We start from the raw sequence: 26,180 nt of genomic DNA on the forward strand, positions 1-26,180 counted from the left end.
CAATGGATAGAAATTTAAGAAAAGAAAGAATCGGAGTGGTTTCCAGCAATAAAATGGAAAAGACTATTGTTGTTAGTGAAACGATGAGAATCAAGCACCCGATGTACGGTAAATTCGTATTGAAAACGAAAAAATATACTGCACACGACGAGAACAACGAATGTAACGAAGGAGATACAGTTTTAATTTCTGAAACTAGACCTTTGAGCAAGAACAAAAGATGGAGATTAGTAAGAATCATTGAAAAAGCTAAGTAATAATGTTACAAACAGAATCAAGATTAAAAGTTGCTGATAACACAGGTGCTAAAGAAGTATTGGTTATCAGAGTTCTGGGAGGAACCAGAAGAAGATATGCTTCAGTTGGTGATAAAATCGTTGTTACTATCAAAGATTCTACACCATCAGGAAACGCTAAAAAAGGTCAGGTATCTAAAGCTGTAGTAGTAAGAACTAAAAAAGCAGTGAGAAGAAAAGATGGTTCATACATCAAATTCGAAGACAATGCTTGTGTATTACTAAACGCAGCGGGAGAAATGAGAGGAACTCGTGTTTTCGGACCAGTTGCTCGTGAGTTGAGAGACAAAGAATATATGAAAATCATTTCATTAGCTCCTGAAGTACTTTAATATTTAAAATTTTAAAAAAAATGTCAAAGTTAAAAATAAAAAGAGGAGATAACGTAATCGTAACTACAGGTAAGAAAGGTCTTAAAGGTAGTACTGGTGAAGTTATTGAAGTGATCAAAAAAGAAGGAAGAGACCCTAGAGTAGTTGTTGCAGGACTTAACATCATCAAAAAGCACGTTAAGCCTTCAGCTTCAAATCCTCAAGGAGGAATCGTTGAAAGAGAAGCTTCTATTCATATCTCAAACGTAGCTTTAGTTGGAAAAGACGGAAAAGCTATCAAAATCGGTTACAAAATCGAAGGAGATAAAAAAGTAAGAATCAACAAAAAAACGGGTGAAACTTTATAATTTTAAATAACACATGGAATATATAGCAAGACCCAAAAAAGCATATAAAGAAACGATTGTTCCAGCAATGATGGAAGAATTCGGATACAAATCAGTAATGCAAGTACCGAAACTTGAGAAAATCATTTTATCTCAAGGTTTAGGAGACGCTACTGCTGATAAAAAGATCATCGATTATGCTGTTGAAGAATTAACAAACATCACTGGTCAGAAGGCTGTAGGTACTATCTCTAAGAAAGACGAAGCTGCTTTCAAATTGAGAAAAGGTATGCCTGTAGGTGCTAAAGTTACTCTTAGAGCAAACAAAATGTATGAGTTCTTAGATAGATTAACTTCTTCTGCATTGCCACGTATTAGAGATTTCTCTGGTATTAAAGCTGACGGATTTGATGGTAGAGGTAACTATAACTTAGGTATCACTGAGCAAATCATCTTCCCTGAGATCGTAATCGACAAAGTGAAAAAAATCCAAGGGATGGACATCACTTTCGTTACTACTGCGAAAACAGATAAAGAAGCAAAAGCATTATTAACTCACTTCGGTTTACCATTTAAAAAGAACTAAGAAATGGCTAAAGAATCAATGAAAGCGCGTGAGCGCAAAAGAGAAGCACTAGTTGCTAAATACGCTGCTAAAAGACAAGCTCTTAAAGAAGCTGGTGATTACGAAGGACTTCAAAAATTGCCTAAAAATGCTTCTCCTGTAAGATTACACAACAGATGTAAACTAACAGGTAGACCAAGAGGATACATGAGAACGTTCGGTATTTCCAGAGTAACTTTCAGAGAAATGGCAAACAACGGTCTTATCCCGGGAGTTAAAAAAGCTAGTTGGTAATAATTACTAATTAAAAAATCGGAACAATTAAGTTGTTCAGATACTAAAGATAAAAAATATCAGACCGAAGATTTCTGAAGTCTGATATTTTACTCTTCAAGTCTTTGCAAAACTGATTGTTCTTTAACCAATAATTTATAAAGAAAAATGGTAACAGATCCAATTTCAGATTTCCTAACTAGAGTAAGGAACGCACAAAGCGCAGGCCACAAAGTGGTGGAAATTCCTGCATCAAAAATCAAAAAGGAGATTACTAAGATCTTATTTGATCAAGGGTATATCTTAAACTACAAGTTTGAAGATAGCGCTGTTCAAGGAACGATCAAAATCGCTTTGAAGTACGATAAGCAAACTAACAAACCAGCTATTAAGTCTATCCAAAGAGCTTCTAGACCAGGTTTGAGACAGTACAAAGGTTCAGCTGAGCTTCCAAGAGTACTAAACGGTTTGGGTATTTCTATCATCTCTACTTCTAAAGGAGTAATGACTGACAAGAAAGCTAGAGAAGAAAAAGTAGGTGGTGAAGTAATCTGCTATGTTTATTAATTTTTAATCAAAGGAAAATGTCAAGAATTGGTAAAGCAATTATAACAATTCCAGCAGGAGTTACAATCACTGAAAATAACGGTGTGGTAACTGTAAAAGGTCCTAAAGGAGAACTTTCTCAGGAGCTTACAGCAGGAATTACTATAGAACAGAAAGATGGCGAACTTAACGTTAACAGACCATCTGATACTAAACAACACAAAGCGCTTCACGGTTTATACAGAGCGCTAATCAACAACATGATTGTTGGTGTAAATACAGGTTTCGAAAAGAAATTAGAATTAGTAGGGGTAGGATACAGAGCTTCTCACGCAGGTCAAAAACTTGAGTTAGCTTTAGGATTCTCTCACGGTATCGTACTAGAACTTCCAAACGAAGTGAAAGTTGATACATTGACTGAAAAAGGTAAAAACCCAATTATTACTTTAACGTCTCACGACAACCAACTTCTAGGGATGGTAGCTGCAAAGATTCGTTCTTTCAGAAAACCTGAACCATACAAAGGAAAAGGTGTGAAATTCGTAGGGGAAATTGTTAGACGTAAAGCTGGTAAATCTGCTTAATAAATTATAAGTATTATGGCATTAAGTAAATTAGAAAAAAGAATAAGAATAAAAAGAAGAGTAAGAGGGAAAATCTCTGGATCTTCTGAATTGCCAAGATTATCTGTATACAAAAGTAATAAGGAAATTTACGCTCAGTTAATCGACGATAACAGTGGAAAAACTTTAGCTTCTGCTTCTTCTAGAGAGAAAGGAGTTGATGCTAACGGAACAAAATCTGAAGTTTCTGCTGCTGTAGGTAAAGCTATTGCTGCTAAAGCTATCGCTGCAGGAATTGAAAATATTGTATTTGATAGAAACGGATTCGTATATCACGGGAGAATTAAAGCTCTAGCTGATGGTGCGAGAGAAGGTGGACTTAAATTCTAATCATTAAATTTCGGAAATATGTTAGGACTAGATAATATAGAAAGAGTAAAACCGGGAGGATTAGAACTTAAAGATCGTCTCGTAGCTGTTAACAGAGTAACAAAAGTAACTAAAGGAGGTAGAGCTTTCGGATTCTCTGCTATCGTAGTTGTAGGTAACGAAGAAGGAGTTATCGGTTACGGATTAGGAAAATCTAAAGAGGTTGCTTCTGCAATTGCTAAAGCAGTTGAAGACGCTAAGAAAAACCTTGTGAAAGTTCCTGTAATGAACCACACAATCCCTCACCAAACTACTGCTAGATACGGTGGTGCAGATATCTTCTTAAGACCTGCTTCTCACGGTACAGGGCTTATCGCCGGAGGTGCGGTAAGAGCGGTACTTGAATCTGCTGGTATTCACGATATCCTTTCAAAATCTAAAGGATCTTCTAACCCTCACAACGTAGTGAAAGCTACTTTCAAAGCGTTATTAGACATCAGAAGACCTGAAGAGATCGCTAGAATGAGAGGAGTTTCTCTAACTAAAGTGTTTAACGGTTAATAATAAGACAATGGCAACAATTAAAGTAAAGCAAGTAAGAAGCGCTATTGGAAGAACAAAAACCCAAAAGAGAACGCTTGAAGCATTAGGATTAAAGAAACTTCACCAAGTTGTAGAACACGAAGCTACTCCTTCTATCTTAGGAATGATAGCTGCAGTTAGTCACTTACTTGAAGTTCAAAAATAATTTTTAAAATAATTTTAAAATGAATTTAAACAACATAAAACCAGCTGCAGGATCTACTTTCAATTCAAAAAGAATTGGTAGAGGTCAAGGTACTGGAAAAGGAGGTACTGCTACTAAAGGTCACAAAGGACAGAAAGCAAGAGCTGGTTATTCTCAGAAAATCGGTTTTGAAGGAGGTCAGATGCCTTTACAAAGAAGATTACCGAAATTCGGATTCAAAAATGTAAACAGAAAAGAGTTTAGAGGAATTAACCTTGATACAATCCAAACTTTAATCGAGAATAAATCTATCACTGGAGATATTACAAGAGAAGTAATGATTGAGAACGGATTAATTACTAAAAACGAATTAGTGAAAATTATGGGTAGAGGAGAGTTGAAATCTGCGGTTTCAATCTCTGCTGACAAATTCACTAAATCTGCTGAAGAGCTTATTGCTAAAGCAGGTGGAAAAGCAATTACCTTATAATAGTAACTAATGAAAGAATTTATACAAACATTAAAAAATATTTGGAGCTTAAAGGAACTTAGAGATAAAATTATCTTTACTTTAGGTATTATCCTTGTGTATAGATTCGCATCTTATATCTCTTTACCTGCAATTAACCTTGCAGAAGTAGGAGATCTCTTAGAGCATTATAAAAATCAAGGCGGTAACAAGCAAGGAGCAGGTCTCCTTGGCTTGCTTTCGTCGTTTACGGGGGGAGCTTTCAGCCACGCTTCCGTAATGGCGTTAGGAATCATGCCTTATATTTCTGCTTCTATTATTGTTCAGTTGATGGGGATGGCTATTCCTTATCTTCAGAAACTTCAGAAAGATGGAGAGTCAGGTAGAAATACATTGAATCAAATTACTAGATGGTTAACGATCGGGGTTTGTCTTGTACAGGCGCCATCTTATTTAACTTCTATTACTCAATTGTTTTTACCTTATGCTCAGTTCTCGTCTGCATATTATGTAGAGCCAAATTCTATTATGTTCTGGTTACCAAGTATTGTAATCTTGGTAGGTGGTTCAGTATTCGCAATGTGGTTGGGTGAGAAAATCACCGACAAAGGTATCGGAAACGGTATTTCTATCCTTATTATGGTGGGAATCCTTTCAAGATTACCAGAAGCATTCGTACAGGAAATGGCAGTGCAGAACGGAAAAGGAGGAATGGGATCTATCATGATCCTTATTGAAGTAATTTTCTGGATGTTAGTTGTTCTATTGGCAGTAGTACTATCTGTTGCTGTTAGAAAAATTCCAATTCAGTATGTAAGCAGAGCTCAAGCAAGAGGAGGTGTAAACAGAAATCTTATGCAAGGAGCAAGACAGTGGATTCCATTGAAAGTTAATGCAGCCGGTGTAATGCCGATTATCTTTGCTCAGGCATTGATGTTCGTACCTGGTTTATTAACGAAAGTAGATGAGTCTAACACTTTTCTTGCAGGTTTCAAGAATGTTTTTAGCTGGCAGTACAACGTATTGTTCGCGCTATTAATTATTATCTTCTCGTTCTTCTATACTGCGATTACAATTCCGGTAAACCAAATGGCTGATGATTTGAAGAGAAATGGAGGTTTAGTACCGAAAGTAAGACCCGGAAAAGAGACCGCTGATTATTTAGATGATATTTTATCAAAAATTACCTTGCCTGGTGCAATATTTTTGTCTATCTTTGCAATCCTTCCGGCAATTGTGCATGGAACCTTTGTTCAGACAGATGCGTTCGCCCTATTTTTCGGGGGAACATCACTATTGATTATGGTGGGAGTAATTTTGGATACCGTTCAACAGATTAATACATATCTGCTGAACCATCATTATGATGGCTTAATGCAGTCTAAATTATCAAGAACGACTGGATATTAATTTATGGCAAAACAAAAACATATTGAACAAGACGGCGTTATAACGGAAGCACTTTCGAACGCTCAGTTCCGTGTAGAACTAGAGAATGGGCATATACTTATTGCTCATATTTCTGGTAAAATGCGAATGCATTATATTAAACTTTTGCCTGGTGATAAGGTGAAATTAGAAATGTCTCCCTATGATTTAACAAAAGGGAGAATCACATTTAGATATTAAAAACAATCTGCCAAATGGAGCGTATGTTCCATTTGGCTATTGTTAAAAAATAAATACTATCAAAATGAAAGTAAGAGCATCAATTAAAAAAAGAAGCGCTGATTGCAAAATCGTACGCAGAAAAGGTGTACTATTTGTAATCAACAAGAAAAACCCAAAATTTAAACAAAGACAAGGCTAAAATTAAATTATGGCGAGAATTTCAGGTATTGATTTACCAAAAAACAAAAGAGGCGTTATCGGTTTAACTTACATCTACGGAGTTGGAAGAAGTACTTCTTCTGAAATCCTTAAAGCTGCCGGTATCAGCGAAGACAAGAAAGTCAACGAATGGAATGACGATGAATTGGCTGCAATCAGAACTTATATCTCAGAAAACGTAAAAGTAGAAGGAGAACTTAGATCTGAAGTGCAATTGAACATCAAGAGATTGATGGACATAGGATGCCAACGAGGAATACGTCACAGACTTGGATTACCTTTAAGAGGCCAGAGAACGAAAAACAACTCTAGAACCCGTAAAGGAAAGAGAAAAACTGTTGCTAACAAGAAAAAAGCTAGTAAATAATCGTTAGGAATTATGGCAAAACAAACTAAAGTAGTTAAAAAAAGAAAAGTAAAAGTTGAAGCTATTGGTGAAGCGCATATTCAAGCTTCTTTCAATAACATCATCATTTCTTTAACAAATAAAAACGGAGAGGTTATCTCTTGGGCTTCTGCCGGTAAAATGGGATTCAGAGGTTCTAAAAAGAATACTCCATTTGCTGCTCAAATGGCAGCTGAAAATTGCTCTGCTGTAGCTCACGAAGCTGGTTTAAGAAGAGTAAAGGTGTTTGTGAAAGGTCCAGGTGCAGGTAGAGAATCTGCTATCAGAACTATTCACAATTCAGGAATTGAAGTTAGCGAAATCGTTGATGTGACTCCAATGCCACACAACGGATGTAGACCACCAAAAAGAAGAAGAGTTTAATTTTTAGAATTTACCCATTATGGCAAGATATATTGGACCTAAAACTAAGATTGCTAGAAAGTTTGGTGCTGCAATCTACGGAGATGATAAAAACTTCGAAAAAAGAAAGAACCAACCGCCAGGACAACACGGTCCTAACAAAAGAAGAGGTGCTAAAAAATCAGAATATGCAGTTCAGTTAGCTGAAAAACAAAAAGCTAAATATACTTACGGTATTTTAGAAAGACAGTTTGCTAACCTATTTGATAAAGCACACAGAAGTAAAGGTGTAACAGGTGAAGTTCTATTGCAACTTTGCGAATCAAGATTGGATAACGTAGTATACAGATTAGGTTTTGCTAAAACTAGATCTGCTGCTAGACAGTTAACTTCTCACAGACACATCACAGTGAATGGAGAAATTCTTAATATCCCTTCATATTTGGTAAAAGCTGGTGATGTAATCGCTGTAAGAGAAAAGTCTAAGTCTCTTGATGTTGTTACAAACGCATTAGCTTCTAAATCAAATTATGAGTGGTTACAATTCAACGATGAGAAGAAAGAAGGTACCTTCATTTCTGCTCCTGAAAGAATCCAAATTCCGGAAGACATCAAGGAGAACCTTATCGTCGAACTTTACTCTAAATAATTTTTTAATCAAATTTTTGCTCAACCCAATAATATGGCAATTTTACAATTCATAAAACCCGATAAAGTAATTTTACTTAACTCTGATGAATTTAAAGGTCAATTCGAATTCAGACCTTTAGAACCAGGTTTCGGGCTTACAATAGGTAATGCTTTGAGAAGAGTGTTGCTTTCTTCTCTGGAAGGATATGCTATTTCATCTATCAAAATAGAAGGTGTAGAGCACGAATTTTCAACTATTCCAGGAGTAATCGAAGATGTTACCGAAATTATTCTTAACCTTAAGCAGGTAAGATTAAAAGCTACAGCAGAAAACCAGGCTAATGAGCAGGTAGTTGCTAAAGTTTCGGGGCAAACAGTGATCACTGCCGGAGATTTAGGAAAAGCGATCAGCGGATTTGAGGTGTTAAACCCGGATCTATTAATCTGCAACCTAAATTCTGATGTTACTTTCGAAATTACTTTCAATATTGAAAAAGGTAGAGGATATGTTCCTTCAGAACAAAATAAATCAAACAATGCACCTGTAGGTACTATTGCTATTGATTCTATTTTTACGCCAATTAAGAAAGTACAATATAGCATTGAAAATTATCGTGTAGAGCAAAAAACAGACTACGAAAAACTTGTATTAGATATAGAAACTGACGGATCTATCAGTCCTCAGAATGCTTTGACAGAAGCTTCTAAGATATTAATTTATCACTTCATGTTGTTCTCTGATGAGAGAATCACTTTGGAGACTGAAGCAGTAAAAGCATCTATCCAATATGATGAGGAAACTCTTCATACAAGACAACTACTTAAGTCTAAATTAGCAGATATGGATCTTTCTGTAAGAGCCCTTAACTGTCTGAAAGCAGCTGAAGTAGAAACTCTTGGAGAATTAGTTTCTTACAGTAAGTCTGATTTGATGAAATTCAGAAATTTTGGTAAAAAATCTTTGACAGAACTAGAAGAATTAGTGCATTCAAAAGGTCTTAACTTCGGTTTCGACGTTGCAAAATATAAGTTAGACGCTGATAAATAATTAATAATGAGACACGGTAAAAAATTCAATCACTTAGGAAGAACAGCTTCTCACAGAAGTGCTTTACTTTCTAATATGGCTTGTTCTCTAATTGAGCATAAAAGAATCAACACTACTGTAGCTAAAGCGAAAGCTTTAAGAGTATATGTTGAACCTCTATTAACAAAAGCAAAAGAAGATACTACACACAACAGAAGAATTGTTTTTTCATATCTTCAAAATAAAGAAGCAGTTACTGAATTATTCAGAACTGTAGCTCCTAAGATCGCTGAGAGAAATGGTGGTTATACAAGAATCATCAAAACAGGATTCAGACCAGGTGATGCTGCTGATACTGCTCTTATCGAATTAGTAGACTTCAATGAGCTTTACAACCCTAATGCTGAAGAGAAGAAGACTACAAGAAGAAGCAGAAGATCTACAACAGCTACTAAGAAAGAAGCTGTAGTTACTGAAGCTCCTGTAGTAGAAGAAAAAGCTGCTGAAGCTGATTCTACAGAGGAAAAAACTGAAGAATAATATTCATTCAGATAGAAATAAAAAACCGTTCAGATTTCTGAACGGTTTTTTTATGCTTTAGATTTTGGTTTTTGCCAGCTCAATAATATTATTGCCCTGATCCAAAATAAGACTATCTTTCTTTACAGTGGCTTTCATATCCATTTTCTCATAAGTTGTCTCGTTTCCTTTGGATTCAACTTTATTTAGGATGAAAGTTTTATTGTTACTTCTTATGCTGACTGTGTTTTCTTTGTAGTTGAAGACAACCTTTACCAAAGTTCCATCAGTCGCTTTATACACATAATCCGTTTTTAGGCTTTTCTTTCCGTTGATGTCCGTATTATAATTGATTGTAGAATCAACTTTTCCGTTGTCAGCCAATATAGTAGTTGAATCGTCTGCTTTTAATACATTTTTATTTCCACCGTCATTCTTTTTACAATTTACAACTAATAGTGCAATAGCCGGAATTGCCATGATTAACCCTTTTTTCATAATTTTTATTTTTAATGTTTAGATACCTAATTGTTTTCTTATGGTAAGAGATTTTTTGTTAAATTTAATAAAAACAAAAACTAAACCAATACCCGAAAACTCAAAACTTTAATATTACCCAAACGTGTAATTGTTTCAGTTTTGTTTTCTGTTGAAATTTGTTCTAAACAAAATTGCAAAATATGAGTATTTCCATAGCAATAGTAGAAGATGAAAAAAACTACAACAATGCGTTGAAGAAGGTCATCGATTATCAGGATGACATGAAAGTTATTGCCCAGTTTTTTGATGGAAATGATGCCTTGAAAAATCTTTCCGATATTTCTCCGGATGTGGTGATGATGGATATTCAATTGCAGGATATGCTCGGAATAGAAATCATTGAAAAATTGCGAAAGGAAATGCCAAAGACACAGTTTATCATGTGTACAAGTTTTGAAGATGATGATAAAATTTTCAATTCTCTAAAAGCCGGAGCAACCGGTTATCTTATTAAAGGAGAAAGCATGGATAAAATACTGAGTTCCATTCGCGATGTCTATAATGGAGGTGCCCCCATGAGTTTTGCTATTGCCCGTAAAGTATTGAACCATTTTGAAAGAGAATCATCCGAAATAAAAGGTTTTGATGAACTCACGAGTCGCGAAAAAGAAATTCTTGAACTTTTATCGCTAGGCCTTCTTTACAAAGAAATCGCGGATAAAACATTTATCAGTATCGACACGGTAAAAAAGCACGTGGGAAATATCTACAGAAAACTTCACGTCAATAATAAAGTGGAGGCTATTAATAAATTTAACCATTTTAAAAACTAAGAACCATGGACAAAAATGATTTAAACTCAGTCGTTGATATGAACGAAGGGAATCGCACCCATAATCCCAATAGAATTGATTGGAAAAAAATGAAAGTGTATGAACAGGTCAACGATAAAGAAGCTGACTTTGATGTTTACAAAAAAAATGGAGGACAGAAAGGAAATTGGGGAGATCCCGTAACAGGTAATATGGCTGGGGAAGATGGTTTCCAAATGAATCGGGAATATTATTCGGCAGTTTCCGATCACTACGAGAAGCATTTATTTATAACGGGTAATGTAATGCGTGATCTTTTTGAAAATAATGAAAGTGTAAATGTATTTTTAGGAGAAGATAATCAAGGCTTACTTTTCATGTCTCAGGATATTGCTAATGGAAATTATTTTATCATTAGTAACCGTGAATCAAAAATAGAAATTACTGAAGAAGAGTTTTTAAACTATAAATCTGCTTATGATGAAGGTTTAAAATCAATCTTAGATGAATATATTCAGGCAAAACGAAATGATGGGTCTGCTCGTAATACAAAACGATTTGTTTTAGGAAACATTGTTTATAACGAATTGTTAAGACAGCAGGAAATAAATACGGCAGCAGATATTGTTATTTCCTTTTATCCAGCGATACATATGAGAGATATTATTTCAGAAGATATTACTTTATCATACAGAAACAGATTCACATTTATTATGATATTGGAAAAACGTGAAGGAACACAGTTAACTCCAATAGTGGATACAGGCGTTTTTGACAGAAACGGACTTTGTCCTCCTCCGAATGAATCAAACTGTTAAAAAATGAGTTTGCTAGATACTTTATATTATATAGTTATCTTAACGAGTTTAGCTGTTTCCATAGTTTTTAAAAAATTATGGAAACACTATTTTTGGCTTTACTTTGCTGTAACAATAATTATAGAGCTTCTTGTACTGTGTAAAGCTCCCTTTATTACATCAAGAATTTACAATTATTTAGATCTATTTTGTATTGGCTATTTTGGCTTTATTTTTTTTCGAGAACTAAAAAGAGATAAAATCATTAAAATAGCATCCATCTCATGTATTGTTTTAGGAATTGTATTCATGTTTTTTTCCCAAACACATTATTCCATATTAACTGGTTTTTTATATTCTATCTATTTGATTTTCGTGTCCTTGTTTTGGTTTTACAGAAAAATATCAGATGAAAATAGAGAGAATAATATGTTGAGACTTGCATTTTTTTGGATAAGTAGTTCTTTATTACTCTGGGCTATATTTTATATTTTCAGGATGTTCCCAATGTACTTTTTTGTCGTGTCGGATTTAGAATTTTCAAATATGCTGAAAACCATATTCCAAATCGCTACTATTGTTTCTTATATGATTTTTTTTAAAGGTTTAATGTGTGAAAAATGAAAGAATTACCCTTTGAAATAAAATTTATATACCTTACAGCTATCGTTATCATGATATGCTTTGTCATTTTTATTGTATTTGTTATTCTCATGTACAATAGAAAACAACTCCTTTTCTTAAAAGAAAAACAACTCAAAGAATCCGAATATCAAAACCAGCTTCTTCAAAAAGAACTTGAAAAACAAAAGTCAATAGAGAAAGAACGGGAAAGAATTTCTCATGATATGCACGATGATCTTGGGGCCGGAATTTCAGCACTAAAACTTCAGGCAGAATTTTTAAAACAACGAGCTGAAGATGAAGATTTAAAAAGTGATATCGATGAACTGTTAAAAACCTCCGAAGAAATGAATCTTTCCATGAGGGAAATGCTATGGAGTCTGAATTCAGGAAATGATACCTTAGGAAGCTTCGTTGATTATTCAAAAATGTATGCCTATAATTTTCTTAAGAAAACAAAAATTCAGTTGAGTACAGAAAATGAAAATGTAGTTTCGGAAACAATGATTTCTACAGAACAAAGACGAAACTTGTTTTTATGCTTAAAAGAAGCTTTGAATAATGCCTATAAACATAGCCTGTCTACTCAACTAAAGCTTTCGTTTATTCAGAAAGACAAAGAATTTATCATGAAAATTTCAGACAATGGAATTGGAATTAATCATGAAAAATCCGAAGGAAATGGACTTCGAAATATGAAACGGAGAATGCAGGAACAAAACGGACATTGTGAAGTTACAACTGAAAACGGAACTCATTTGTTTTTCAGGATAAATTTATAAGAAGACTACATTCTAAATAAAAGCAGCATCATAAAAATGATGCTGCTTTTTTGTTATAAGAATCACCCTTTCGTGTAATTGACATGGTTTCTTAATAAGCGGAACTTTGAAGTAGAAAATTAAAAACTAGTAACCATGAAAACTACAATTGAAAACACGTTTGATGACTTCAAGACGGCATTAAATAACAACCCGGCCCTTCAGGAACAATTTAGAGAAAATCCTGTTAAGGCTGCAGAAAATCTGGTGACTACAAATCCAAAAGATACAGATTACTGGATATACAGGATTATTGTAATAGCACTAGGATTAGCTGTTTTAGGTATTATAACCGGTTTGATCCTTATTACTCTAAGTAACCTTCGTTTTGATACCCAGTTGATTACCATTTTTACAGCCATTTCATCGGGTGCAATAGGTGCTTTAGCAGGTCTTTTAGCGCCTTCACCAAGTAAACAATAAATAAACTAATAATATAAAAAATAATAATCATGAAAAAAGATATTAGAATAGAACCATTACATGGAAATGTGAGTGTTAATATTAAAATTACAGGTTTAATTGGAGCAGGATATTATTTGGATGTTTTTGAGAAAAATAGCAACAATGTTGTTTTTAGCTATTCTGGGACGAACGTTTTTGATTATGATGATATGCGAGTTTTGCCAAATTCATCTGATATGAACCTAGGTAGAGTTCTGATGTTGAATACAACTGTAGTTTCAATTGATGATAATCAGGACGAAGAAAAAAAATTCACAATACGTCTACAAATTATTCAGAACGGAAATATTGTTGATGAAGCAGTGATTTCGGATAAAATTAAAAAGCAGCATAAAAATTTTTTAACATTAGTAAAACTCATTTGAAAATGAAAACAATAATAATTTTAGTACTGTTGTTTCCCATATTTGCTTTTGCTCAGATTCCATCTGATAGTCTGGTTAAAAATTATAAATTAAACTTTGCGCTTCCGGATAATCCCGCATTTAAAGCATTAGGAACAGAACCGAGTAATATTTTAAGACCTTCAGTAGCTCAGGATTTTTCTTTTGTCTCTTCAGAGTTCTTCAATGGTAAAAATTTAGTTATTCCCGATTCTTTCGGAGTTGAAGTAAGTCCAATATTACTAATGAATACGGAAAAAATGACCTTAAGTGATTTCAGAAAACATAATGTATTTAAGACATCGCGTTTTTCTTTAGGAACATTCAAAGATTCTTTAAAAACTAGAAACATATCTTTAGGATATAGAATAACAGTAATTAACAAGGGAGACTTACGAACAGATACTAAAGTTTTAAATGAATTTCTTGTGAATGCTGAGGAAAGAGCAAAAAAACGTGCAGAATTAATGAAAAGATTTATGTTTGAAAATAAACTTGTTTCCTCAAATCTTACTAAAGATGATATTCAAAGAATGGAAGATTATGTAAATCTTAATATTGATGAAACGGAAGAAGAATTTGAAAATAGATTGGAAGAATTCAAAAAACAATATAAAAATAATAACTGGAATGCTCAAAAGCTTGATTTTGCAGCTGCAATTGTAGGACAGTCACCGGATTCTTTATTATCAAATGTTTCCTTTCGGAATTTATCGGTATGGGGCACATATGCAATACCAATTAAAAAATTCGCTCAAATATTATTGGGTATGAATTATCAGTTAAATAGTATCCAGGATAAAGATTATCATTCTATCAGTTTATCAAATAGAAATTATTTTGGAAGTAACAGAATTAAATTCTTTTTTGAAGAACAGTTAAAATATGATAAATTTCTGGGTGAAAAAACAAACCTTCTTTTAAACGTTGGTGCAGAAGCAAATTTAAATAAAGGATTTTGGATTGATTTAAATGCAGGGCTTACAAAAAATTACAATAACAATACATCAGATTTTGTCTCTCAGTTAAGATTTAGGTATACTCTGCCTGAATAAATTTGAATAAAATATTATTTCAACCACCTTTAATAAAATTTTAAGGTGGTTTTTTATTTAAAACAAAGTTTTTTTTAATGTAAAAATAGAAAAACTTGCTTTTTACATATATGGACAAACGGATCATTTAAATTAACTAAAATTTAACTTGGAATAAGCAGATAAATTCCCTCTCTATTGCCTCTAAAAGTTAAAAATTAACTAAATTTGTCTGAACTATAAAATAAACAAAAATGAGTTACATTTCTTACATAGAAGCGAGACAAATTTTGGATTCAAGAGGTAATCCTACAGTTGAAGTAGATGTATTTACAGAAAGTGGTGCGATGGGTCGTGCTGCGGTACCTTCTGGAGCATCTACCGGAGAACATGAAGCAGTTGAATTGCGTGATGGTGGTTCAGAATGGATGGGGAAAGGTGTTTCTAAAGCTGTAGAAAATGTAAGAGAAGTAATTGCTCCTGAATTGGTAGGTCTTCCGGTTTTTGATCAGAACCTTATCGATCAGATCATGATTGATCTTGACGGAACTAAAAATAAAGGAAACCTAGGTGCTAATGCTATTTTAGGAGTTTCTTTGGCTGCTGCTAAAGCTGCTGCAACAGAATTAAGATTGCCATTATACAAATATGTAGGAGGAGTAAATGCAAATACACTTCCGGTTCCAATGATGAACGTAATCAACGGAGGTTCTCACTCAGATGCTCCGATTGCTTTCCAGGAATTTATGGTAATGCCGGTAAAAGCAGATTCTTTCTCTCACGCATTGAGAAAAGGAACTGAGATCTTCCATAATCTTAAATCTATTCTTCACTCAAGAGGTTTATCTACTGCAGTAGGTGATGAAGGAGGTTTTGCTCCTACATTTACAGGAACAGAAGATGCTTTGGATACTTTGCTTCAGGCAATTGAAAAAGCAGGATATAAGCCAGGTGATGATGTGATGATTGCTTTAGATTGTGCGGCTTCAGAATTCTACAAAGACGGAGTATACGATTATAGAAAATTCCAGACTCCGGATGCGGCTCAGTTTACAAGCAGCGAGCAGGTTTCTTACCTAGCTGAATTGGCAAACAAATATCCGATCATTTCTATCGAAGATGGTATGCAGGAAAATGATTGGGAAGGATGGAAAATGTTAACTGAAAAAATCGGTGACAGAGTACAGCTTGTGGGTGATGATTTATTCGTAACGAATGTAGACAGACTATCAAGAGGAGTAAAAGAAGGAATTGCAAACTCAATCCTTGTAAAAGTAAACCAAATTGGTTCTCTTTCTGAAACAATGGCTGCAGTACAGATGGCTCAACACAACAAATTTACTTCTGTAATGTCTCACAGATCTGGTGAAACTGAAGACTCTACAATTGCTGACTTAGCGGTAGCAATGAACTGTGGACAAACCAAAACCGGTTCTGCTTCAAGATCTGATAGAATGGCTAAATATAACCAGCTATTAAGAATTGAAGAAGCTTTAGGTGATACTGCAATTTTCCCAGGATTAGAAGCATTTAAAGTAAAAAGATAATTGAATTTATAAATAACGGCAAGCGAAATTTTTTGTTTGCCGTATTTTGTAATAAGTAGTATATTTAGAAAAAATTATATAAATAATGTCAGACAACAAAGTAATATTGAATTACGCAGGTAATTCATATGAATATCCAATTGTAGACAGTACAATTGGGGACAGAGGAATAGATATTTCAAAATTAAGAGACCAAACAGGTCTTATCACTCTAGATCTAGGGTACAAAAATACCGGAGCAACACTTAGTGATATCACTTATCTTGACGGAGATAAAGGAGAATTATTCTACAGAGGATATCCTATTGAACAAGTTGCTGATAAATCAAACTTCACAGAGGTAATGTATTTGTTATTGCACGGTGAGTTGCCAACTCAGAATCAGTTCAGTGCATTCGACAACAATATCAAAAAATATAACTTTGTAGCAGAGGAGATGAAAAAAATCATCGATGCTTTCCCTCGTTCTGCTCACCCAATGGGAGTTTTATCTTCTTTAACATCTGCTTTGACGGCTTTCAATCCTAAGGCAGTAAATGTAAACTCAAAAGAAGAGATGGATCATGCTGCTGAATTGATGATTGCTAAATTCTCTCATCTTTGTGCATGGACTTACAGAAAAACTTTAGGTTTACCACTTAACCACGGAGATAATAGCTTAAACTATGTTGAGAACTTCTACAAAATGGCATTCAGAATGCCAAACCAGGAGTTTGAAATCGATCCGGTTGTAGTTGGAGCTTTAGACAAATTATTAATTCTTCACGCAGATCACGAACAAAACTGTTCTACATCTACAGTAAGAATGGTAGGTTCTGCTCATACAGGTCTTTTCGCTTCTATTTCTGCAGGGGTTTCTGCACTTTGGGGACCACTTCATGGTGGAGCAAACCAAGCGGTTATCGAAATGCTTGAATTGATCGAAAAAGACGGTGGAGATGTTAACAAATGGGTAGCGAAAGCAAAAGATAAAAACGATAGCTTCCGTTTAATGGGATTCGGACACAGAGTATACAAAAACTTCGACCCAAGAGCAAAAATCATCAAGAAAGCTGCTGATGATATCCTTAACGCATTAGGAATTCAGGATAAAGCTCTTGATATTGCAATGCAATTAGAAAAAGTAGCTCTTGAAGATGAGTACTTCGTAGAAAGAAAACTATATCCAAACGTAGATTTCTATTCTGGAATTATTTACAGAGCATTAGGAATTCCTACAGAAATGTTTACAGTAATGTTTGCATTAGGAAGACTTCCGGGATGGATTTCTCAATGGAAAGAAATGAGATTGAAAGGAGACCCAATCGGAAGACCAAGACAAGTTTACCAAGGAGCTCAACAAAGAGATTATATCGATATTGCTAACAGATAATCGAGCTTTCAAATATAAAAATCCCAAAGTAAAAACTTTGGGATTTTTTTTATTAAGAAACTAAAAATTTCTTTTTCTTAAGATCTTTAACGAATCTTTTTCAGAGCTATAAATCACATCTCCGACATCTCTTTTCTGAAATTTGATGGCCTCACTTGTACTTTTGTGTTTTACTTTATGATCAAGTTTCCCATCTTTATTATAAAACTTCCACGTCCTGACATTCTGCCCTAAATAATACCTTCCGCTTTCCATTAAAATCCCATTTTTATAGTATTGTTTATATTTTCCATGATTTTGAAAATAGAGAAGACTGTAAGTTTCTTTAATGCTTCCATCGGGGTAATAAGTAGTAGTATGTATTTCATTAGTATCTTTTATATGAAGATGAGTTTCTTTAAGATTTCCCATACTGTCTGTTATTTTCCATAATCCTATTTTATGACCATTATTGTCATATAGCCCTTCTTCAAAATAATCATCTACAGCGCGTCTCCATTTTCCGGTTTCATTTCCGTCTAAATTATAATTTCCATATTCTATTTGTCTGCCAAGTGGATCAAGCTTCTGAAAAAGACCAATATTTTTACCGTCTTTATAGTACCAAATACTTTGAGTTTTTCCATTTTCGTAAAAAGACTTCCATACACCATCTTCTTTATCATTAATGTATTTCCCGACAATAAAAAGCGTCCCATTTTCATTATATCTTTTCCAAAGCCCTTCTTTCTTTCCATCAATACGTACCCCGGTTTCAGAAATACTTCCATTATAGAAATAAAAAGTCCAGATTCCGGTAGATTTACCATTAGCAATTGTACCTTTGGTTAATAATTTACCATGTTCATAACCAAGCCATTCACCATTTTCAATACCGTTTTGATAATCTTTTTCTAGAGACAATTCTTCATTGATATCATAGAACTGCCATCTGCCTTCCCTTTTTCCATTTCTTTCAAAGCCTTTTTCCCTCAACCGACTACTGTAATCATATATTTTTCTTTCTTTTAAGTCCTGACTATGATAATTTTTCATCATAATCAAAAAAATAAAAAAAGTAAAATAGACTCTCATATTATGTATGGATAAAAAAGTTAATTCGTTTTTGTTTCACTTAAATTTAAATGCTTGCTGCTGAAAAAAGATATGAAATATTAGACGAATTTTATATAAAATTAAGGTGGAAATAATAGGTTGATAAATAAATATCTGAAAAATCTCATGGAACTAATAGTATAAACTGTGTTTTTGAAATTAACATGAGTAAACAACTGTATTTAAGTCAATTCATAGTTAAAATTAAATTCGGGCTGAAAATATTTGAAAAGTTTCGCAAATACAGACCTTTACTTATATTTGTAGCATTGCATAAATCTTTATGAGACTAAATATAAAAAATGAAACGGGAAGGCTAAAATCTGTAGTTCTTGGACAGCCTAATTCAATGGGAGCTGTTCCTACCTTGGAAGAAAGCTATGATGCCAAATCTTATTATACGATAGAGCATAATATGTACCCGAAGGAAGCAGATATTATTAATGAAATGAATGCTTTTGAAGCAGTCCTGAAAAAATACGATGTAGAAGTTCTGCGCCCGGAAATCATTAAGGATTATAATCAGGTATTTGCCAGAGATGTAGCGTTTGTGATAGATGATAAAATGATCATTTCAAATGTAATTGCCGACAGAGCAGATGAACAGGGAGCTTATAAAAAAGTGTTTGAAAAAGTGGCTTGGAGAAAGATTATCAATCTTCCAGAAACGGCTCATATTGAAGGAGGTGATGTGATTGTCTGGGACGATTTTATCTTTATAGGAACTTGCTTTAGCGAAGATTACAGAAGCTATAAAACAGCAAGAACTAACGAATATGCCATCGAAATTCTTAAAGAATATTTTCCTAAAAAAAGAATTATCGATCTTGAATTAAAAAAGAACGATAAAGTTCCCTATGAAGGAATTTTGCATCTGGATTGTACTTTTAACCCAATTGGAAAAGATAAATGTATCATTTATAAAGATGGTTTTGTAGACGAAAGTGATTATCGACTGATCATAGATATTTTTGGTGAAGAGAACTGTTTCCATGTTACTGCTGAAGAAATGTTTGAGATGGTTCCCAATGTATTCTCAATTTCACCGGAGATTGTGGTTTCAGATAAAGCATTTGCAAGAATGAATAATCATCTTAGAAATGAATGGGGAATGACTGTGGAAGAGATTCCTTACCGAGAGATTTCTAAAATGGGTGGTTTGTTGAGATGTTCGACAATGCCTTTAGTAAGAGAATAATAGTGTTGAAGAACAGAAGGTAATTCAAAATCAAATTAAAATGCAAACAACAGATACCGTATTAATGATAGAGCCGATTGCGTTCGGTTATAATGCAGAAACAGCAAAAAATAATTATTTTCAGATTGAGCAGACAGGTTCTGATATTCAGTCTAAAGCTTTGGCTGAGTTTAATACTTTTGTAGGAAAACTAAGATCTAAAGGAATTAATGTTATTACTATAAAAGATACGCTAGATCCACATACTCCGGATTCTATTTTTCCAAATAACTGGGTGAGTTTCCATAAAGATGGGAAAGTGGTGCTATATCCGATGTTCGCTTCAAACAGAAGAGTTGAGAGAAGAGATGATATCATAGAAAATATCCAGAATCAAGGTTTTGAAGTAACTGAAATCGACGACTGGTCATTTCCGGAAACTCAAGGACACTTTTTGGAAGGAACGGGAAGTATGATTTTCGATCATGATAATAAAATTGCTTACGGCTCAGTTTCTTTAAGATTAGATGAAAATCTATTCAGAGAATTTTGTGAAAAATACGGCTTTACACCGGTCGTTTTCCATTCGTATCAAACGGTGGGAGAAGAAAGGCTTCCGATTTATCATACCAATGTTATGATGTGTGTAGCTGATAAATTTGTTGTCATTTGCCTAGACTGTATTGATGATAAGCAGGAAAGAGAAAATGTGGCTGAAACCATTAAAAACTCAGGAAAAGAAATCATTGAAATTTCTGAAGAACAAATGCAGCAATTTGCAGGAAATATGCTTCAGGTTCAAAATAAAGAGGGTGAAAAGTTTTTGGTAATGAGCCAGACTGCCTATCAGTCTTTAAATTCAGATCAGGTAGCTGCAATAGAGAAATATTGTGAAATTATTTATTCAGATCTGAATACCATTGAAGTAAATGGAGGAGGTAGTGCACGCTGTATGCTAGCTGAAGTTTTCTTACCGAAAAAATAATTTATATTTGTGTAAAATATAATAATCAATTGGAATCATCAACCAGTAAAGGTTTACATATTCTTCTGACTTTGGAAACGGAGTCAGAAGCTTTGTTATTAGACAGTAACGGTTTTTTGGAATTTACTAAAAGCATTCTTGCGACAAAAGACGTGGAAATTGTAGGAGTTACAAATCATGTTTTTGAAAATCAGAGTTTTACTTCTGCTGTTTGTCTTAAAGAATCTCATCTTTGCATTCATACCTGGCCGGAATTTAAACAATTAACTTTTGATATATTTCTATGTAATTACTTACAGGATAATACGGAAAAGGTTGAAAAAATTGCCGATGAAGTTGTAGGATATTTTAAAGCTAAAACCATTCAGAAACACAAAATTTATAGATAAAATGCATTACGTTTGCCCGGTCTGTAAAGTTGAAAATAAACATGAGCTTACATTTTCCATTCAGGAATATGTGTGTAAATCCTGTTCAAATCTTATCAGTACTGATAAAAATATTGTCAGACAAGTAGTAAAAAAGCCCATTGAAAATGTAGTTCTCGAGACAGGTCAGAAAGGAATTATTGATGGGGTAGAATATAATGTTGTTGGAATTGTTATTCGAAAATACGGATCACATACTTTTTGGAGAGAGTATTATTTAAAAGATACCAAAGGAGAAGATGCTTTTTTAAGTGAAAGTGATGGACATTGGGTTTTGTTGCACTCGATTAATAAAGAGGATGTAAATACAAAGTCGGGGAATACCATATTTGCTGAGTACAAATCTAGAAGATATCGAAGGTATGAAACTACAGAATGTACCATTCATGCAGCAGCAGGTTTCTTTGAAGATCAACTGGATTTTGGAATTGCCACTTACAAAGAGTATGTAAATGGTTTCCAGATGATTTCTGTAGAAAAATCAAAAGGGAGTATTCAATGTTTTTTCGGAGAACATATCTCGAAATATAAAGTAAAAAGGGCTTTTAATATTTCTAACCTGCCTAATTATTCAGGAATTGGGATTGTACAGCCGTTTTATGTCAATTTTAAACAAGCTTTGAATATCATGGCTATTGCAGCTTTGATGGTTTGCTTAGTCCAATTATATGTCGTGGTTTCAAGAACCAACAAAACGATTTTCTCACAGGAAGTAAATTTTGCAGATGTAAAAGACAAAGAATTAGTGAGTAAAAGCTTTGAGCTTTCAGGAGGTTCCGCACCCTTGAAAGTCGCAGTATCTTCTGATGTTGATAATTCATGGGCAAATGTGGGGTTAGGCTTAGTGAATGAAAGGACTAATGAAATTACTTTTGCTTCGAAAGATATTGAACAATATCATGGGTATGAAGATGGTGAAAGCTGGAGTGAAGGAAATAAAAACGAAGAATTTAATTTCTGTGGGGTGGCTCCGGGAAAATATCACTTCTTAGTTTCTGCCGAAAGGCAAGAACCTTTACAGACCTTTGCTGTATCTTCATTCCTTTCTTCAGATGGTCAATTGTCTTTATCAAGAGATATGTATGGAACAATTAATGTTACCAACAATAATACTGCGACAACAACGGCTTTTGGAGATTCAAAACTCATAAAAAAAGATACGGTAAGCGAACTTGGAAGATTGGTTTATCAAACTTTGGGAAAAGCAGATATAGACTCTTTGTTAAATGCGAATGCTTCTTTAGGGATTTCAGATTCTGTTCTTTCAGATAACAAATCCGTAAAAATAAAAGCGGAATGGTTTCCCGTTTCCTTCTGGAATTTCGGAATTATTCTGGTACTGATTATTGTATTCGTAGGAGCATGCTATTTCGGAAGAAGAATGTTTGAAAGATCAAAATGGTTTAACAGCTCAAATTCACCTTACACCTATTCATAAAAATGATAACTATTATTAACTATATAAAAGAAAATTGGATTCTGTGTCTTATCGGAGTTTTTTTTATAGGGTGGTTTACCTATCTTACTTTCGATGGGAATCAGTTCTGTGACTGTGAAAAAACAGAAACCTATCGCGACGGAACCACAAGAAGACATCACTCCTCTGGAGTAGGATATTACAGATATTATCACAAATAAAAATATAAACTATGGATCAAATAAACCTTTTACCCATCATAAACTCTGTGATTTACTCGTTTTTAGGAATCGCAATTTTACTTGTTTGTTATCTAATCATTGAGAAATTGACCCCGGAAAAAACCTGGCAGGAAATTGCCCGAAATGGAAATACAGCGATAGCAATTGTTTTCGGAGCTTTTATCATCGGAATTTCAATTATTATAAGCGCGGCCATCCATGGATAATAAAAAGAGGATTCCTCTTGAGTTATTATTAATGTTTTCAGTGTTTGTCATTGCAACTTGCGGACTCATTTACGAATTGGTGGCAGGAGCTTTGGCAAGCTATCTTTTAGGGGATTCTGTAAAACAGTTTTCCTTCATCATCGGAGTCTATCTTTTTTCGATGGGAGTAGGATCATATTTTGCAAAATTCATTAAAGGAAATTTAATAGATAAATTCATAGAAATTGAAATTTTAGTCGGAATTATCGGAGGAATAAGTTCTGTGGTTTTATTTATTCTGTTTAATACCTTAGCTCATTTTGAAGCCGTTCTGTATCTTTTTGTCTTCTTCACAGGATGTTTAGTCGGAGTAGAAATTCCGCTTTTGATGAATATTTTAAAAGACAGAGTTCAGTTTAAAGATTTAGTTTCAAATGTTTTTGCTTTCGATTATATTGGGGCTTTATTGGCTTCAATTTTATTTCCTTTGGTGTTAATTCCTAATCTGGGAATTGTAAAAACACCCTTGTTTTTTGGGCTCATCAATATTTCGATTGCGATATTTTTATGTTTCTATCTTCAAAAAGAACTATCAAAGCCTTTTTCTTTAAGAATAAAAGCGATCGGAGCATTTATCCTGCTTGTTGTTCTTTTCGTCTTTTCGGACAAGATACTCTCATTTTCCGAAGAGAAATTATATGGTGAAAATGTAGTTTACACTAAAAGTTCTCCTTACCAAAGAATTGTTTTAACAAGAAACAACCGGGAGTTCAGATTATATTTAAATAATAATTTACAATTCTCTTCCGTTGATGAATATCGCTATCACGAAGCTTTGGTTCACCCTGCAATGTCGATGGCAAAAAAGATCGATAATATTTTGATTTTGGGAGGAGGGGATGGTTTTGCCGTTCGTGAAGTTTTAAAATATAAAGACGTTAAAAATATCACCCTTGTTGATTTAGACGGAGAAATGACCAGATTTTTCAAAAATAATGAAACGATGCGTCAGTTAAATCAGCGATCTTTATCTAATCCTAAATTAAAAGTAATTAATAAAGACGCTTACATTTGGGTAAAAGAAAACACGAAAAAATATGATGTGATCATTATTGACTTTCCAGATCCTTCCAATTACAGCTTAGGAAAACTCTATTCTTTGCAGTTTTATAAAGAATTAGAAAGATTGACTACTTTAGATACTAAGATCGTAGTACAAACAACCTCTCCTTATTTTGCACCAAAATCTTTTTGGTGTATTGAAAAGACAATTAATCAGATTTTTCCGTTTACTTCGGCGTATCATACTTATGTTCCTTCTTTCGGAGAATGGGGATTTTCAATGGCTTCTTTTGAACCGATTAATAATAAGATTTACAGAAAAATTCCCGATTTAAAATTCTACGATTACAATTTCTCACAATTTTCCTATTTTACCAAAGATATGAGAACCAAAGATATTGAAGTCAATCGTCTGGATAATCAAATTTTAGTACGTTATTTCGATGAAGAGTGGGGGAAAGTACAGTAGAAAGGATTTCCTTAAAACAATAGCTTTAGGGAGTCTTATGCTTCCTTTCTTACAGTATTGCAGTAAGAAGGGGAAATCATTATTGCTCAAAATTACCGGAACCAATCATATTCTTGGGCATCAACTCTGGGCAAAAGATTTTCCTAAACCATCAGAAGAAATTCATACAAAATATCTCATTGTAGGTGGAGGGATTTCCGGACTTTCGGCATGTCGTTTTTTGAGTCAAAACAATGAGAGTGATTATCTTTTATTGGAGATGGAAAATCATTTAGGCGGAAATTCGTCAAGCGGACAAAATAAGTTTTCAAAATTTCCATTGGGGGCTCATTATTTACCATTACCCAATAAGGAGAATACAGAAATTATAGAGTTCCTCCGAGAATCTGGAATTTATCAGGGCAATGATGAAACAGGAGAACCAGTTTTAGATGAATATCAAATGACTTTTCCTCAACAGGAAAGATTGTTTTTCAGGAACTCCTGGCAAAATGATATTGTTCCGCAAAATGGAATTTCCCCAGAAACGAAAAAAGAATTTGAGGTCTTTTTCAAAATGATGGATCAGTTTAAAAATAAAAAAGATTCGGTAGGGAGGTATTGGTTTTCGATTCCGGTTCAGGATTCAAGTCAGGAAGATGAGGTTTTGCAATTGGAAAAAATTATTTTTAAAGATTGGCTTGTACAGGAAAATTTTAAATCTGAAGAATTACTCTGGCTGTTAGATTATTCCTGTCGTGATGATTATGGTTTGGGAATTGATTATGTTTCGGCTTGGGCAGGAATTCATTATTTTGCAGGAAGAAAAAATAACTGGAGCAAAAAATACAAAGAGCAGGTTTTCACTTGGCCGGAAGGGAATGCCCGATTAACAAAGCATTTTTCAATATATACAGAACAGAAATCTTTACCGAATCATTTAGTTTTTGAGGTTAAAATAAATAATAATGTTGAGGTGCTGAGCTTCGATAATATTCAGAAAAAAACAAAAAAAATCATTGCAGAAAAAGTGTTGTTTGCAACACCACAATTTGTGAATGAAAGAATTTTTAATCATAAAAGAGCAAGTGATTTTCATTATGTTCCTTGGCTTTTGACAACTATTACTTTAAAAAATGAATTTGGAGGTGATGAGGAATTGGCTTGGGATAATGTGATTTTTGGTTCCGATGGATTGGGATATATTTACGATCAGCATCAGAATATCGAACAAATTATGGGGGAGAAGGTAATTACGTATTACCGGAGTTTTTCGACCAATGACTGTAAAAAAGCCAGAAAAAAATTATACGCTTTAAAAGAAGATCAACTTAAAACGTTGGTGTTGGATGATTTGAAAAAAGCCCATCCGTTAATTGAAGATTTTATCATTGAAATGCAGCTTCACAAAATAGGGCATGCAATGATTGCGCCTGTTCCTAATCAGATTTTTGGGAATCTTAAGGCTAAAGAACCCATTGATGGAAAAGTTTTCTTTGCCCATTCTGATCTCTCGGGAATTTCAATTTTCGAAGAAGCTTTTTATCAGGGATTAAGAGCGGCAAGTCAGATGATATAATATCGGC

The 26,180-nt window shown here is 33.9% G+C and carries 37 protein-coding genes; 35 read left to right on the plus strand and 2 right to left on the minus strand.

What is annotated here, in order from left to right; all coding sequences use genetic code 11:
• The first annotated feature begins 2 nt into the window (after window positions 1–2).
• The 19 genes from rpsQ (at window position 3) to rplQ (ending at window position 9,241) form a co-directional block, all read left to right on the plus strand.
• Window positions 3–257, plus strand: coding sequence for a 30S ribosomal protein S17 (gene rpsQ / locus RM51_RS01035; protein WP_039364070.1), 255 nt, complete (start codon window positions 3–5; stop codon window positions 255–257).
• 2 nt (window positions 258–259) lie between these two features.
• Window positions 260–628, plus strand: coding sequence for a 50S ribosomal protein L14 (gene rplN, locus RM51_RS01040; protein WP_007839504.1), 369 nt, complete (start codon window positions 260–262; stop codon window positions 626–628).
• A 20-nt stretch (window positions 629–648) separates the two neighbouring features.
• Window positions 649–975, plus strand: coding sequence for a 50S ribosomal protein L24 (gene rplX, locus RM51_RS01045; RefSeq protein ID WP_039364078.1), 327 nt, complete (start codon window positions 649–651; stop codon window positions 973–975).
• A 13-nt stretch (window positions 976–988) separates the two neighbouring features.
• A complete protein-coding gene (gene rplE, locus RM51_RS01050; protein ID WP_039364081.1) occupies window positions 989–1,540 on the plus strand; it encodes a 50S ribosomal protein L5 in 552 nt (183 codons plus the stop codon).
• A gap of 3 nt (window positions 1,541–1,543) precedes the next feature.
• Entirely contained in the window at window positions 1,544–1,813 is a 270-nt protein-coding gene (rpsN, locus tag RM51_RS01055) for a 30S ribosomal protein S14 (protein ID WP_029297771.1), read from the plus strand.
• Window positions 1,814–1,960: 147 nt separating this feature from the next.
• Complete coding sequence (gene rpsH / locus RM51_RS01060; RefSeq protein ID WP_039364085.1) at window positions 1,961–2,359, plus strand: 30S ribosomal protein S8; 399 nt, start codon at window positions 1,961–1,963, stop codon at window positions 2,357–2,359.
• Window positions 2,360–2,376: 17 nt separating this feature from the next.
• The gene (gene rplF / locus RM51_RS01065) at window positions 2,377–2,922 is read left to right on the plus strand and encodes a 50S ribosomal protein L6 (RefSeq protein ID WP_039364087.1); all 546 of its coding nucleotides are present in this window, start codon (window positions 2,377–2,379) and stop codon (window positions 2,920–2,922) included.
• Window positions 2,923–2,937: 15 nt separating this feature from the next.
• Entirely contained in the window at window positions 2,938–3,291 is a 354-nt protein-coding gene (rplR, locus tag RM51_RS01070; RefSeq protein ID WP_039364090.1) for a 50S ribosomal protein L18, read from the plus strand.
• 18 nt (window positions 3,292–3,309) lie between these two features.
• On the plus strand, window positions 3,310–3,831 hold the full coding sequence (gene rpsE / locus RM51_RS01075; RefSeq protein WP_007839495.1) for a 30S ribosomal protein S5: 522 nt from the start codon (window positions 3,310–3,312) through the stop codon (window positions 3,829–3,831).
• A 10-nt stretch (window positions 3,832–3,841) separates the two neighbouring features.
• On the plus strand, window positions 3,842–4,018 hold the full coding sequence (rpmD, locus tag RM51_RS01080; RefSeq protein ID WP_029297759.1) for a 50S ribosomal protein L30: 177 nt from the start codon (window positions 3,842–3,844) through the stop codon (window positions 4,016–4,018).
• Window positions 4,019–4,037: 19 nt separating this feature from the next.
• Entirely contained in the window at window positions 4,038–4,487 is a 450-nt protein-coding gene (gene rplO, locus RM51_RS01085; protein ID WP_039364094.1) for a 50S ribosomal protein L15, read from the plus strand.
• 9 nt (window positions 4,488–4,496) lie between these two features.
• On the plus strand, window positions 4,497–5,876 hold the full coding sequence (secY, locus tag RM51_RS01090) for a preprotein translocase subunit SecY (RefSeq protein WP_039364097.1): 1,380 nt from the start codon (window positions 4,497–4,499) through the stop codon (window positions 5,874–5,876).
• A 3-nt stretch (window positions 5,877–5,879) separates the two neighbouring features.
• Window positions 5,880–6,095 (plus strand): translation initiation factor IF-1, encoded by a 216-nt coding sequence (gene infA / locus RM51_RS01095; protein ID WP_034684855.1) that lies wholly within the window; start codon window positions 5,880–5,882, stop codon window positions 6,093–6,095.
• A gap of 64 nt (window positions 6,096–6,159) precedes the next feature.
• Window positions 6,160–6,276 carry a 50S ribosomal protein L36 gene (gene rpmJ / locus RM51_RS19255; RefSeq protein WP_007839480.1) on the plus strand — a complete coding sequence of 39 codons (117 nt, stop codon included), beginning with the start codon at window positions 6,160–6,162 and terminating at the stop codon, window positions 6,274–6,276.
• Between the two features lie 9 nt (window positions 6,277–6,285).
• Window positions 6,286–6,663 carry a 30S ribosomal protein S13 gene (gene rpsM, locus RM51_RS01100; RefSeq protein ID WP_007839478.1) on the plus strand — a complete coding sequence of 126 codons (378 nt, stop codon included), beginning with the start codon at window positions 6,286–6,288 and terminating at the stop codon, window positions 6,661–6,663.
• Between the two features lie 12 nt (window positions 6,664–6,675).
• Window positions 6,676–7,065, plus strand: coding sequence for a 30S ribosomal protein S11 (gene rpsK, locus RM51_RS01105; protein ID WP_039364102.1), 390 nt, complete (start codon window positions 6,676–6,678; stop codon window positions 7,063–7,065).
• Between the two features lie 19 nt (window positions 7,066–7,084).
• Window positions 7,085–7,693, plus strand: coding sequence for a 30S ribosomal protein S4 (gene rpsD / locus RM51_RS01110; RefSeq protein WP_039364105.1), 609 nt, complete (start codon window positions 7,085–7,087; stop codon window positions 7,691–7,693).
• A 33-nt stretch (window positions 7,694–7,726) separates the two neighbouring features.
• Window positions 7,727–8,722, plus strand: coding sequence for a DNA-directed RNA polymerase subunit alpha (locus RM51_RS01115; RefSeq protein ID WP_039364108.1), 996 nt, complete (start codon window positions 7,727–7,729; stop codon window positions 8,720–8,722).
• A 6-nt stretch (window positions 8,723–8,728) separates the two neighbouring features.
• Complete coding sequence (rplQ, locus tag RM51_RS01120; RefSeq protein ID WP_039364112.1) at window positions 8,729–9,241, plus strand: 50S ribosomal protein L17; 513 nt, start codon at window positions 8,729–8,731, stop codon at window positions 9,239–9,241.
• A gap of 57 nt (window positions 9,242–9,298) precedes the next feature.
• Here the strand turns inward: rplQ and RM51_RS01125 are convergent, their stop codons facing one another.
• Window positions 9,299–9,718, minus strand: coding sequence for a hypothetical protein (locus tag RM51_RS01125; protein WP_039364115.1), 420 nt, complete (start codon window positions 9,716–9,718; stop codon window positions 9,299–9,301).
• Between the two features lie 182 nt (window positions 9,719–9,900).
• On the opposite strand from RM51_RS01125, the gene RM51_RS01130 reads away from it, so the two are divergent.
• The 8 genes from RM51_RS01130 to RM51_RS01170 all read left to right on the plus strand — a co-directional run bounded on the left by RM51_RS01130 (window position 9,901) and on the right by RM51_RS01170 (window position 17,555).
• Entirely contained in the window at window positions 9,901–10,533 is a 633-nt protein-coding gene (locus tag RM51_RS01130) for a response regulator transcription factor (RefSeq protein ID WP_039364118.1), read from the plus strand.
• A 5-nt stretch (window positions 10,534–10,538) separates the two neighbouring features.
• Window positions 10,539–11,330: a hypothetical protein gene (locus tag RM51_RS01135; RefSeq protein ID WP_039364121.1), complete on the plus strand. Its 792-nt coding sequence runs from the start codon at window positions 10,539–10,541 to the stop codon at window positions 11,328–11,330.
• Between the two features lie 599 nt (window positions 11,331–11,929).
• Window positions 11,930–12,715: a sensor histidine kinase gene (locus tag RM51_RS01145; protein WP_039364127.1), complete on the plus strand. Its 786-nt coding sequence runs from the start codon at window positions 11,930–11,932 to the stop codon at window positions 12,713–12,715.
• A gap of 135 nt (window positions 12,716–12,850) precedes the next feature.
• The gene (locus tag RM51_RS01150; protein WP_039364130.1) at window positions 12,851–13,177 is read left to right on the plus strand and encodes a hypothetical protein; all 327 of its coding nucleotides are present in this window, start codon (window positions 12,851–12,853) and stop codon (window positions 13,175–13,177) included.
• A gap of 29 nt (window positions 13,178–13,206) precedes the next feature.
• Window positions 13,207–13,584, plus strand: coding sequence for a hypothetical protein (locus RM51_RS01155; RefSeq protein ID WP_039364133.1), 378 nt, complete (start codon window positions 13,207–13,209; stop codon window positions 13,582–13,584).
• A gap of 2 nt (window positions 13,585–13,586) precedes the next feature.
• Window positions 13,587–14,657 carry a hypothetical protein gene (locus RM51_RS01160; RefSeq protein WP_039364136.1) on the plus strand — a complete coding sequence of 357 codons (1,071 nt, stop codon included), beginning with the start codon at window positions 13,587–13,589 and terminating at the stop codon, window positions 14,655–14,657.
• 233 nt (window positions 14,658–14,890) lie between these two features.
• Complete coding sequence (gene eno, locus RM51_RS01165; protein ID WP_039364139.1) at window positions 14,891–16,183, plus strand: phosphopyruvate hydratase; 1,293 nt, start codon at window positions 14,891–14,893, stop codon at window positions 16,181–16,183.
• 85 nt (window positions 16,184–16,268) lie between these two features.
• On the plus strand, window positions 16,269–17,555 hold the full coding sequence (locus tag RM51_RS01170; protein ID WP_039364142.1) for a citrate synthase: 1,287 nt from the start codon (window positions 16,269–16,271) through the stop codon (window positions 17,553–17,555).
• Between the two features lie 60 nt (window positions 17,556–17,615).
• Here the strand turns inward: RM51_RS01170 and RM51_RS01175 are convergent, their stop codons facing one another.
• Entirely contained in the window at window positions 17,616–18,593 is a 978-nt protein-coding gene (locus RM51_RS01175) for a toxin-antitoxin system YwqK family antitoxin (RefSeq protein ID WP_165584976.1), read from the minus strand.
• Window positions 18,594–18,933: 340 nt separating this feature from the next.
• On the opposite strand from RM51_RS01175, the gene RM51_RS01180 reads away from it, so the two are divergent.
• Genes RM51_RS01180 through RM51_RS01210 form a run of 8 tightly spaced genes read left to right on the plus strand, consistent with a single transcriptional unit; the run spans window position 18,934 to window position 26,173 of the window.
• Window positions 18,934–19,848 (plus strand): dimethylarginine dimethylaminohydrolase family protein, encoded by a 915-nt coding sequence (locus RM51_RS01180; RefSeq protein WP_039364147.1) that lies wholly within the window; start codon window positions 18,934–18,936, stop codon window positions 19,846–19,848.
• Window positions 19,849–19,888: 40 nt separating this feature from the next.
• Window positions 19,889–20,812 carry a citrulline utilization hydrolase CtlX gene (gene ctlX / locus RM51_RS01185; RefSeq protein ID WP_039364150.1) on the plus strand — a complete coding sequence of 308 codons (924 nt, stop codon included), beginning with the start codon at window positions 19,889–19,891 and terminating at the stop codon, window positions 20,810–20,812.
• 29 nt (window positions 20,813–20,841) lie between these two features.
• Window positions 20,842–21,201 (plus strand): S-adenosylmethionine decarboxylase family protein, encoded by a 360-nt coding sequence (locus tag RM51_RS01190; protein WP_039364153.1) that lies wholly within the window; start codon window positions 20,842–20,844, stop codon window positions 21,199–21,201.
• A 1-nt stretch (window position 21,202) separates the two neighbouring features.
• Window positions 21,203–22,678, plus strand: coding sequence for a DUF4178 domain-containing protein (locus RM51_RS01195; protein WP_039364156.1), 1,476 nt, complete (start codon window positions 21,203–21,205; stop codon window positions 22,676–22,678).
• A gap of 2 nt (window positions 22,679–22,680) precedes the next feature.
• Window positions 22,681–22,878, plus strand: a complete 198-nt coding sequence (locus tag RM51_RS19260) for a hypothetical protein (RefSeq protein ID WP_228375756.1) — start codon at window positions 22,681–22,683, stop codon at window positions 22,876–22,878.
• An 11-nt stretch (window positions 22,879–22,889) separates the two neighbouring features.
• Entirely contained in the window at window positions 22,890–23,105 is a 216-nt protein-coding gene (locus tag RM51_RS01200; RefSeq protein ID WP_039364159.1) for a DUF350 domain-containing protein, read from the plus strand.
• Window positions 23,098–24,615 (plus strand): polyamine aminopropyltransferase, encoded by a 1,518-nt coding sequence (locus tag RM51_RS01205; RefSeq protein WP_039364163.1) that lies wholly within the window; start codon window positions 23,098–23,100, stop codon window positions 24,613–24,615. The genes RM51_RS01200 and RM51_RS01205 overlap by 8 nt, the downstream gene beginning before the upstream one ends.
• On the plus strand, window positions 24,590–26,173 hold the full coding sequence (locus RM51_RS01210; RefSeq protein ID WP_052248345.1) for an NAD(P)-binding protein: 1,584 nt from the start codon (window positions 24,590–24,592) through the stop codon (window positions 26,171–26,173). The genes RM51_RS01205 and RM51_RS01210 overlap by 26 nt, the downstream gene beginning before the upstream one ends.
• Window positions 26,174–26,180: the final 7 nt, after the last annotated feature.

Source organism: Chryseobacterium taiwanense (genome assembly GCF_000813825.1).
Classification (GTDB): Bacteria; Bacteroidota; Bacteroidia; order Flavobacteriales; family Weeksellaceae; genus Chryseobacterium; species Chryseobacterium taiwanense.

Excerpts from the sequence above, each read along its gene's own strand:
- rpmD (WP_029297759.1), top strand. The coding sequence starts at position 3,842 with ATGGCAACAATTAAAGTAAAGCAAGTAAGAAGCGCTATTGGAAGAACA.
- RM51_RS01170 (WP_039364142.1), top strand. The coding sequence starts at position 16,269 with ATGTCAGACAACAAAGTAATATTGAATTACGCAGGTAATTCATATGAA.
- rpmJ (WP_007839480.1), top strand. The coding sequence starts at position 6,160 with ATGAAAGTAAGAGCATCAATTAAAAAAAGAAGCGCTGATTGCAAAATC.
- rplE (WP_039364081.1), top strand. The coding sequence starts at position 989 with ATGGAATATATAGCAAGACCCAAAAAAGCATATAAAGAAACGATTGTT.
- RM51_RS01145 (WP_039364127.1), top strand. The coding sequence starts at position 11,930 with ATGAAAGAATTACCCTTTGAAATAAAATTTATATACCTTACAGCTATC.
- RM51_RS01200 (WP_039364159.1), top strand. The coding sequence starts at position 22,890 with ATGGATCAAATAAACCTTTTACCCATCATAAACTCTGTGATTTACTCG.
- rplN (WP_007839504.1), top strand. The coding sequence starts at position 260 with ATGTTACAAACAGAATCAAGATTAAAAGTTGCTGATAACACAGGTGCT.
- rplQ (WP_039364112.1), top strand. The coding sequence starts at position 8,729 with ATGAGACACGGTAAAAAATTCAATCACTTAGGAAGAACAGCTTCTCAC.
- rplF (WP_039364087.1), top strand. The coding sequence starts at position 2,377 with ATGTCAAGAATTGGTAAAGCAATTATAACAATTCCAGCAGGAGTTACA.
- ctlX (WP_039364150.1), top strand. The coding sequence starts at position 19,889 with ATGCAAACAACAGATACCGTATTAATGATAGAGCCGATTGCGTTCGGT.
- eno (WP_039364139.1), top strand. The coding sequence starts at position 14,891 with ATGAGTTACATTTCTTACATAGAAGCGAGACAAATTTTGGATTCAAGA.
- rpsN (WP_029297771.1), top strand. The coding sequence starts at position 1,544 with ATGGCTAAAGAATCAATGAAAGCGCGTGAGCGCAAAAGAGAAGCACTA.
- RM51_RS01195 (WP_039364156.1), top strand. The coding sequence starts at position 21,203 with ATGCATTACGTTTGCCCGGTCTGTAAAGTTGAAAATAAACATGAGCTT.
- rplO (WP_039364094.1), top strand. The coding sequence starts at position 4,038 with ATGAATTTAAACAACATAAAACCAGCTGCAGGATCTACTTTCAATTCA.
- RM51_RS01150 (WP_039364130.1), top strand. The coding sequence starts at position 12,851 with ATGAAAACTACAATTGAAAACACGTTTGATGACTTCAAGACGGCATTA.
- RM51_RS01125 (WP_039364115.1), bottom strand. The coding sequence starts at position 9,718 with ATGAAAAAAGGGTTAATCATGGCAATTCCGGCTATTGCACTATTAGTT.
- infA (WP_034684855.1), top strand. The coding sequence starts at position 5,880 with ATGGCAAAACAAAAACATATTGAACAAGACGGCGTTATAACGGAAGCA.
- RM51_RS01175 (WP_165584976.1), bottom strand. The coding sequence starts at position 18,593 with ATGATGAAAAATTATCATAGTCAGGACTTAAAAGAAAGAAAAATATAT.
- RM51_RS01115 (WP_039364108.1), top strand. The coding sequence starts at position 7,727 with ATGGCAATTTTACAATTCATAAAACCCGATAAAGTAATTTTACTTAAC.
- RM51_RS01205 (WP_039364163.1), top strand. The coding sequence starts at position 23,098 with ATGGATAATAAAAAGAGGATTCCTCTTGAGTTATTATTAATGTTTTCA.
- rplX (WP_039364078.1), top strand. The coding sequence starts at position 649 with ATGTCAAAGTTAAAAATAAAAAGAGGAGATAACGTAATCGTAACTACA.
- rpsD (WP_039364105.1), top strand. The coding sequence starts at position 7,085 with ATGGCAAGATATATTGGACCTAAAACTAAGATTGCTAGAAAGTTTGGT.
- secY (WP_039364097.1), top strand. The coding sequence starts at position 4,497 with ATGAAAGAATTTATACAAACATTAAAAAATATTTGGAGCTTAAAGGAA.
- rpsE (WP_007839495.1), top strand. The coding sequence starts at position 3,310 with ATGTTAGGACTAGATAATATAGAAAGAGTAAAACCGGGAGGATTAGAA.
- rpsH (WP_039364085.1), top strand. The coding sequence starts at position 1,961 with ATGGTAACAGATCCAATTTCAGATTTCCTAACTAGAGTAAGGAACGCA.
- RM51_RS01130 (WP_039364118.1), top strand. The coding sequence starts at position 9,901 with ATGAGTATTTCCATAGCAATAGTAGAAGATGAAAAAAACTACAACAAT.
- RM51_RS01180 (WP_039364147.1), top strand. The coding sequence starts at position 18,934 with ATGAGACTAAATATAAAAAATGAAACGGGAAGGCTAAAATCTGTAGTT.
- rpsQ (WP_039364070.1), top strand. The coding sequence starts at position 3 with ATGGATAGAAATTTAAGAAAAGAAAGAATCGGAGTGGTTTCCAGCAAT.
- rpsK (WP_039364102.1), top strand. The coding sequence starts at position 6,676 with ATGGCAAAACAAACTAAAGTAGTTAAAAAAAGAAAAGTAAAAGTTGAA.
- RM51_RS19260 (WP_228375756.1), top strand. The coding sequence starts at position 22,681 with ATGATAACTATTATTAACTATATAAAAGAAAATTGGATTCTGTGTCTT.
- rplR (WP_039364090.1), top strand. The coding sequence starts at position 2,938 with ATGGCATTAAGTAAATTAGAAAAAAGAATAAGAATAAAAAGAAGAGTA.
- RM51_RS01135 (WP_039364121.1), top strand. The coding sequence starts at position 10,539 with ATGGACAAAAATGATTTAAACTCAGTCGTTGATATGAACGAAGGGAAT.
- rpsM (WP_007839478.1), top strand. The coding sequence starts at position 6,286 with ATGGCGAGAATTTCAGGTATTGATTTACCAAAAAACAAAAGAGGCGTT.
- RM51_RS01160 (WP_039364136.1), top strand. The coding sequence starts at position 13,587 with ATGAAAACAATAATAATTTTAGTACTGTTGTTTCCCATATTTGCTTTT.
- RM51_RS01210 (WP_052248345.1), top strand. The coding sequence starts at position 24,590 with ATGAAGAGTGGGGGAAAGTACAGTAGAAAGGATTTCCTTAAAACAATA.
- RM51_RS01155 (WP_039364133.1), top strand. The coding sequence starts at position 13,207 with ATGAAAAAAGATATTAGAATAGAACCATTACATGGAAATGTGAGTGTT.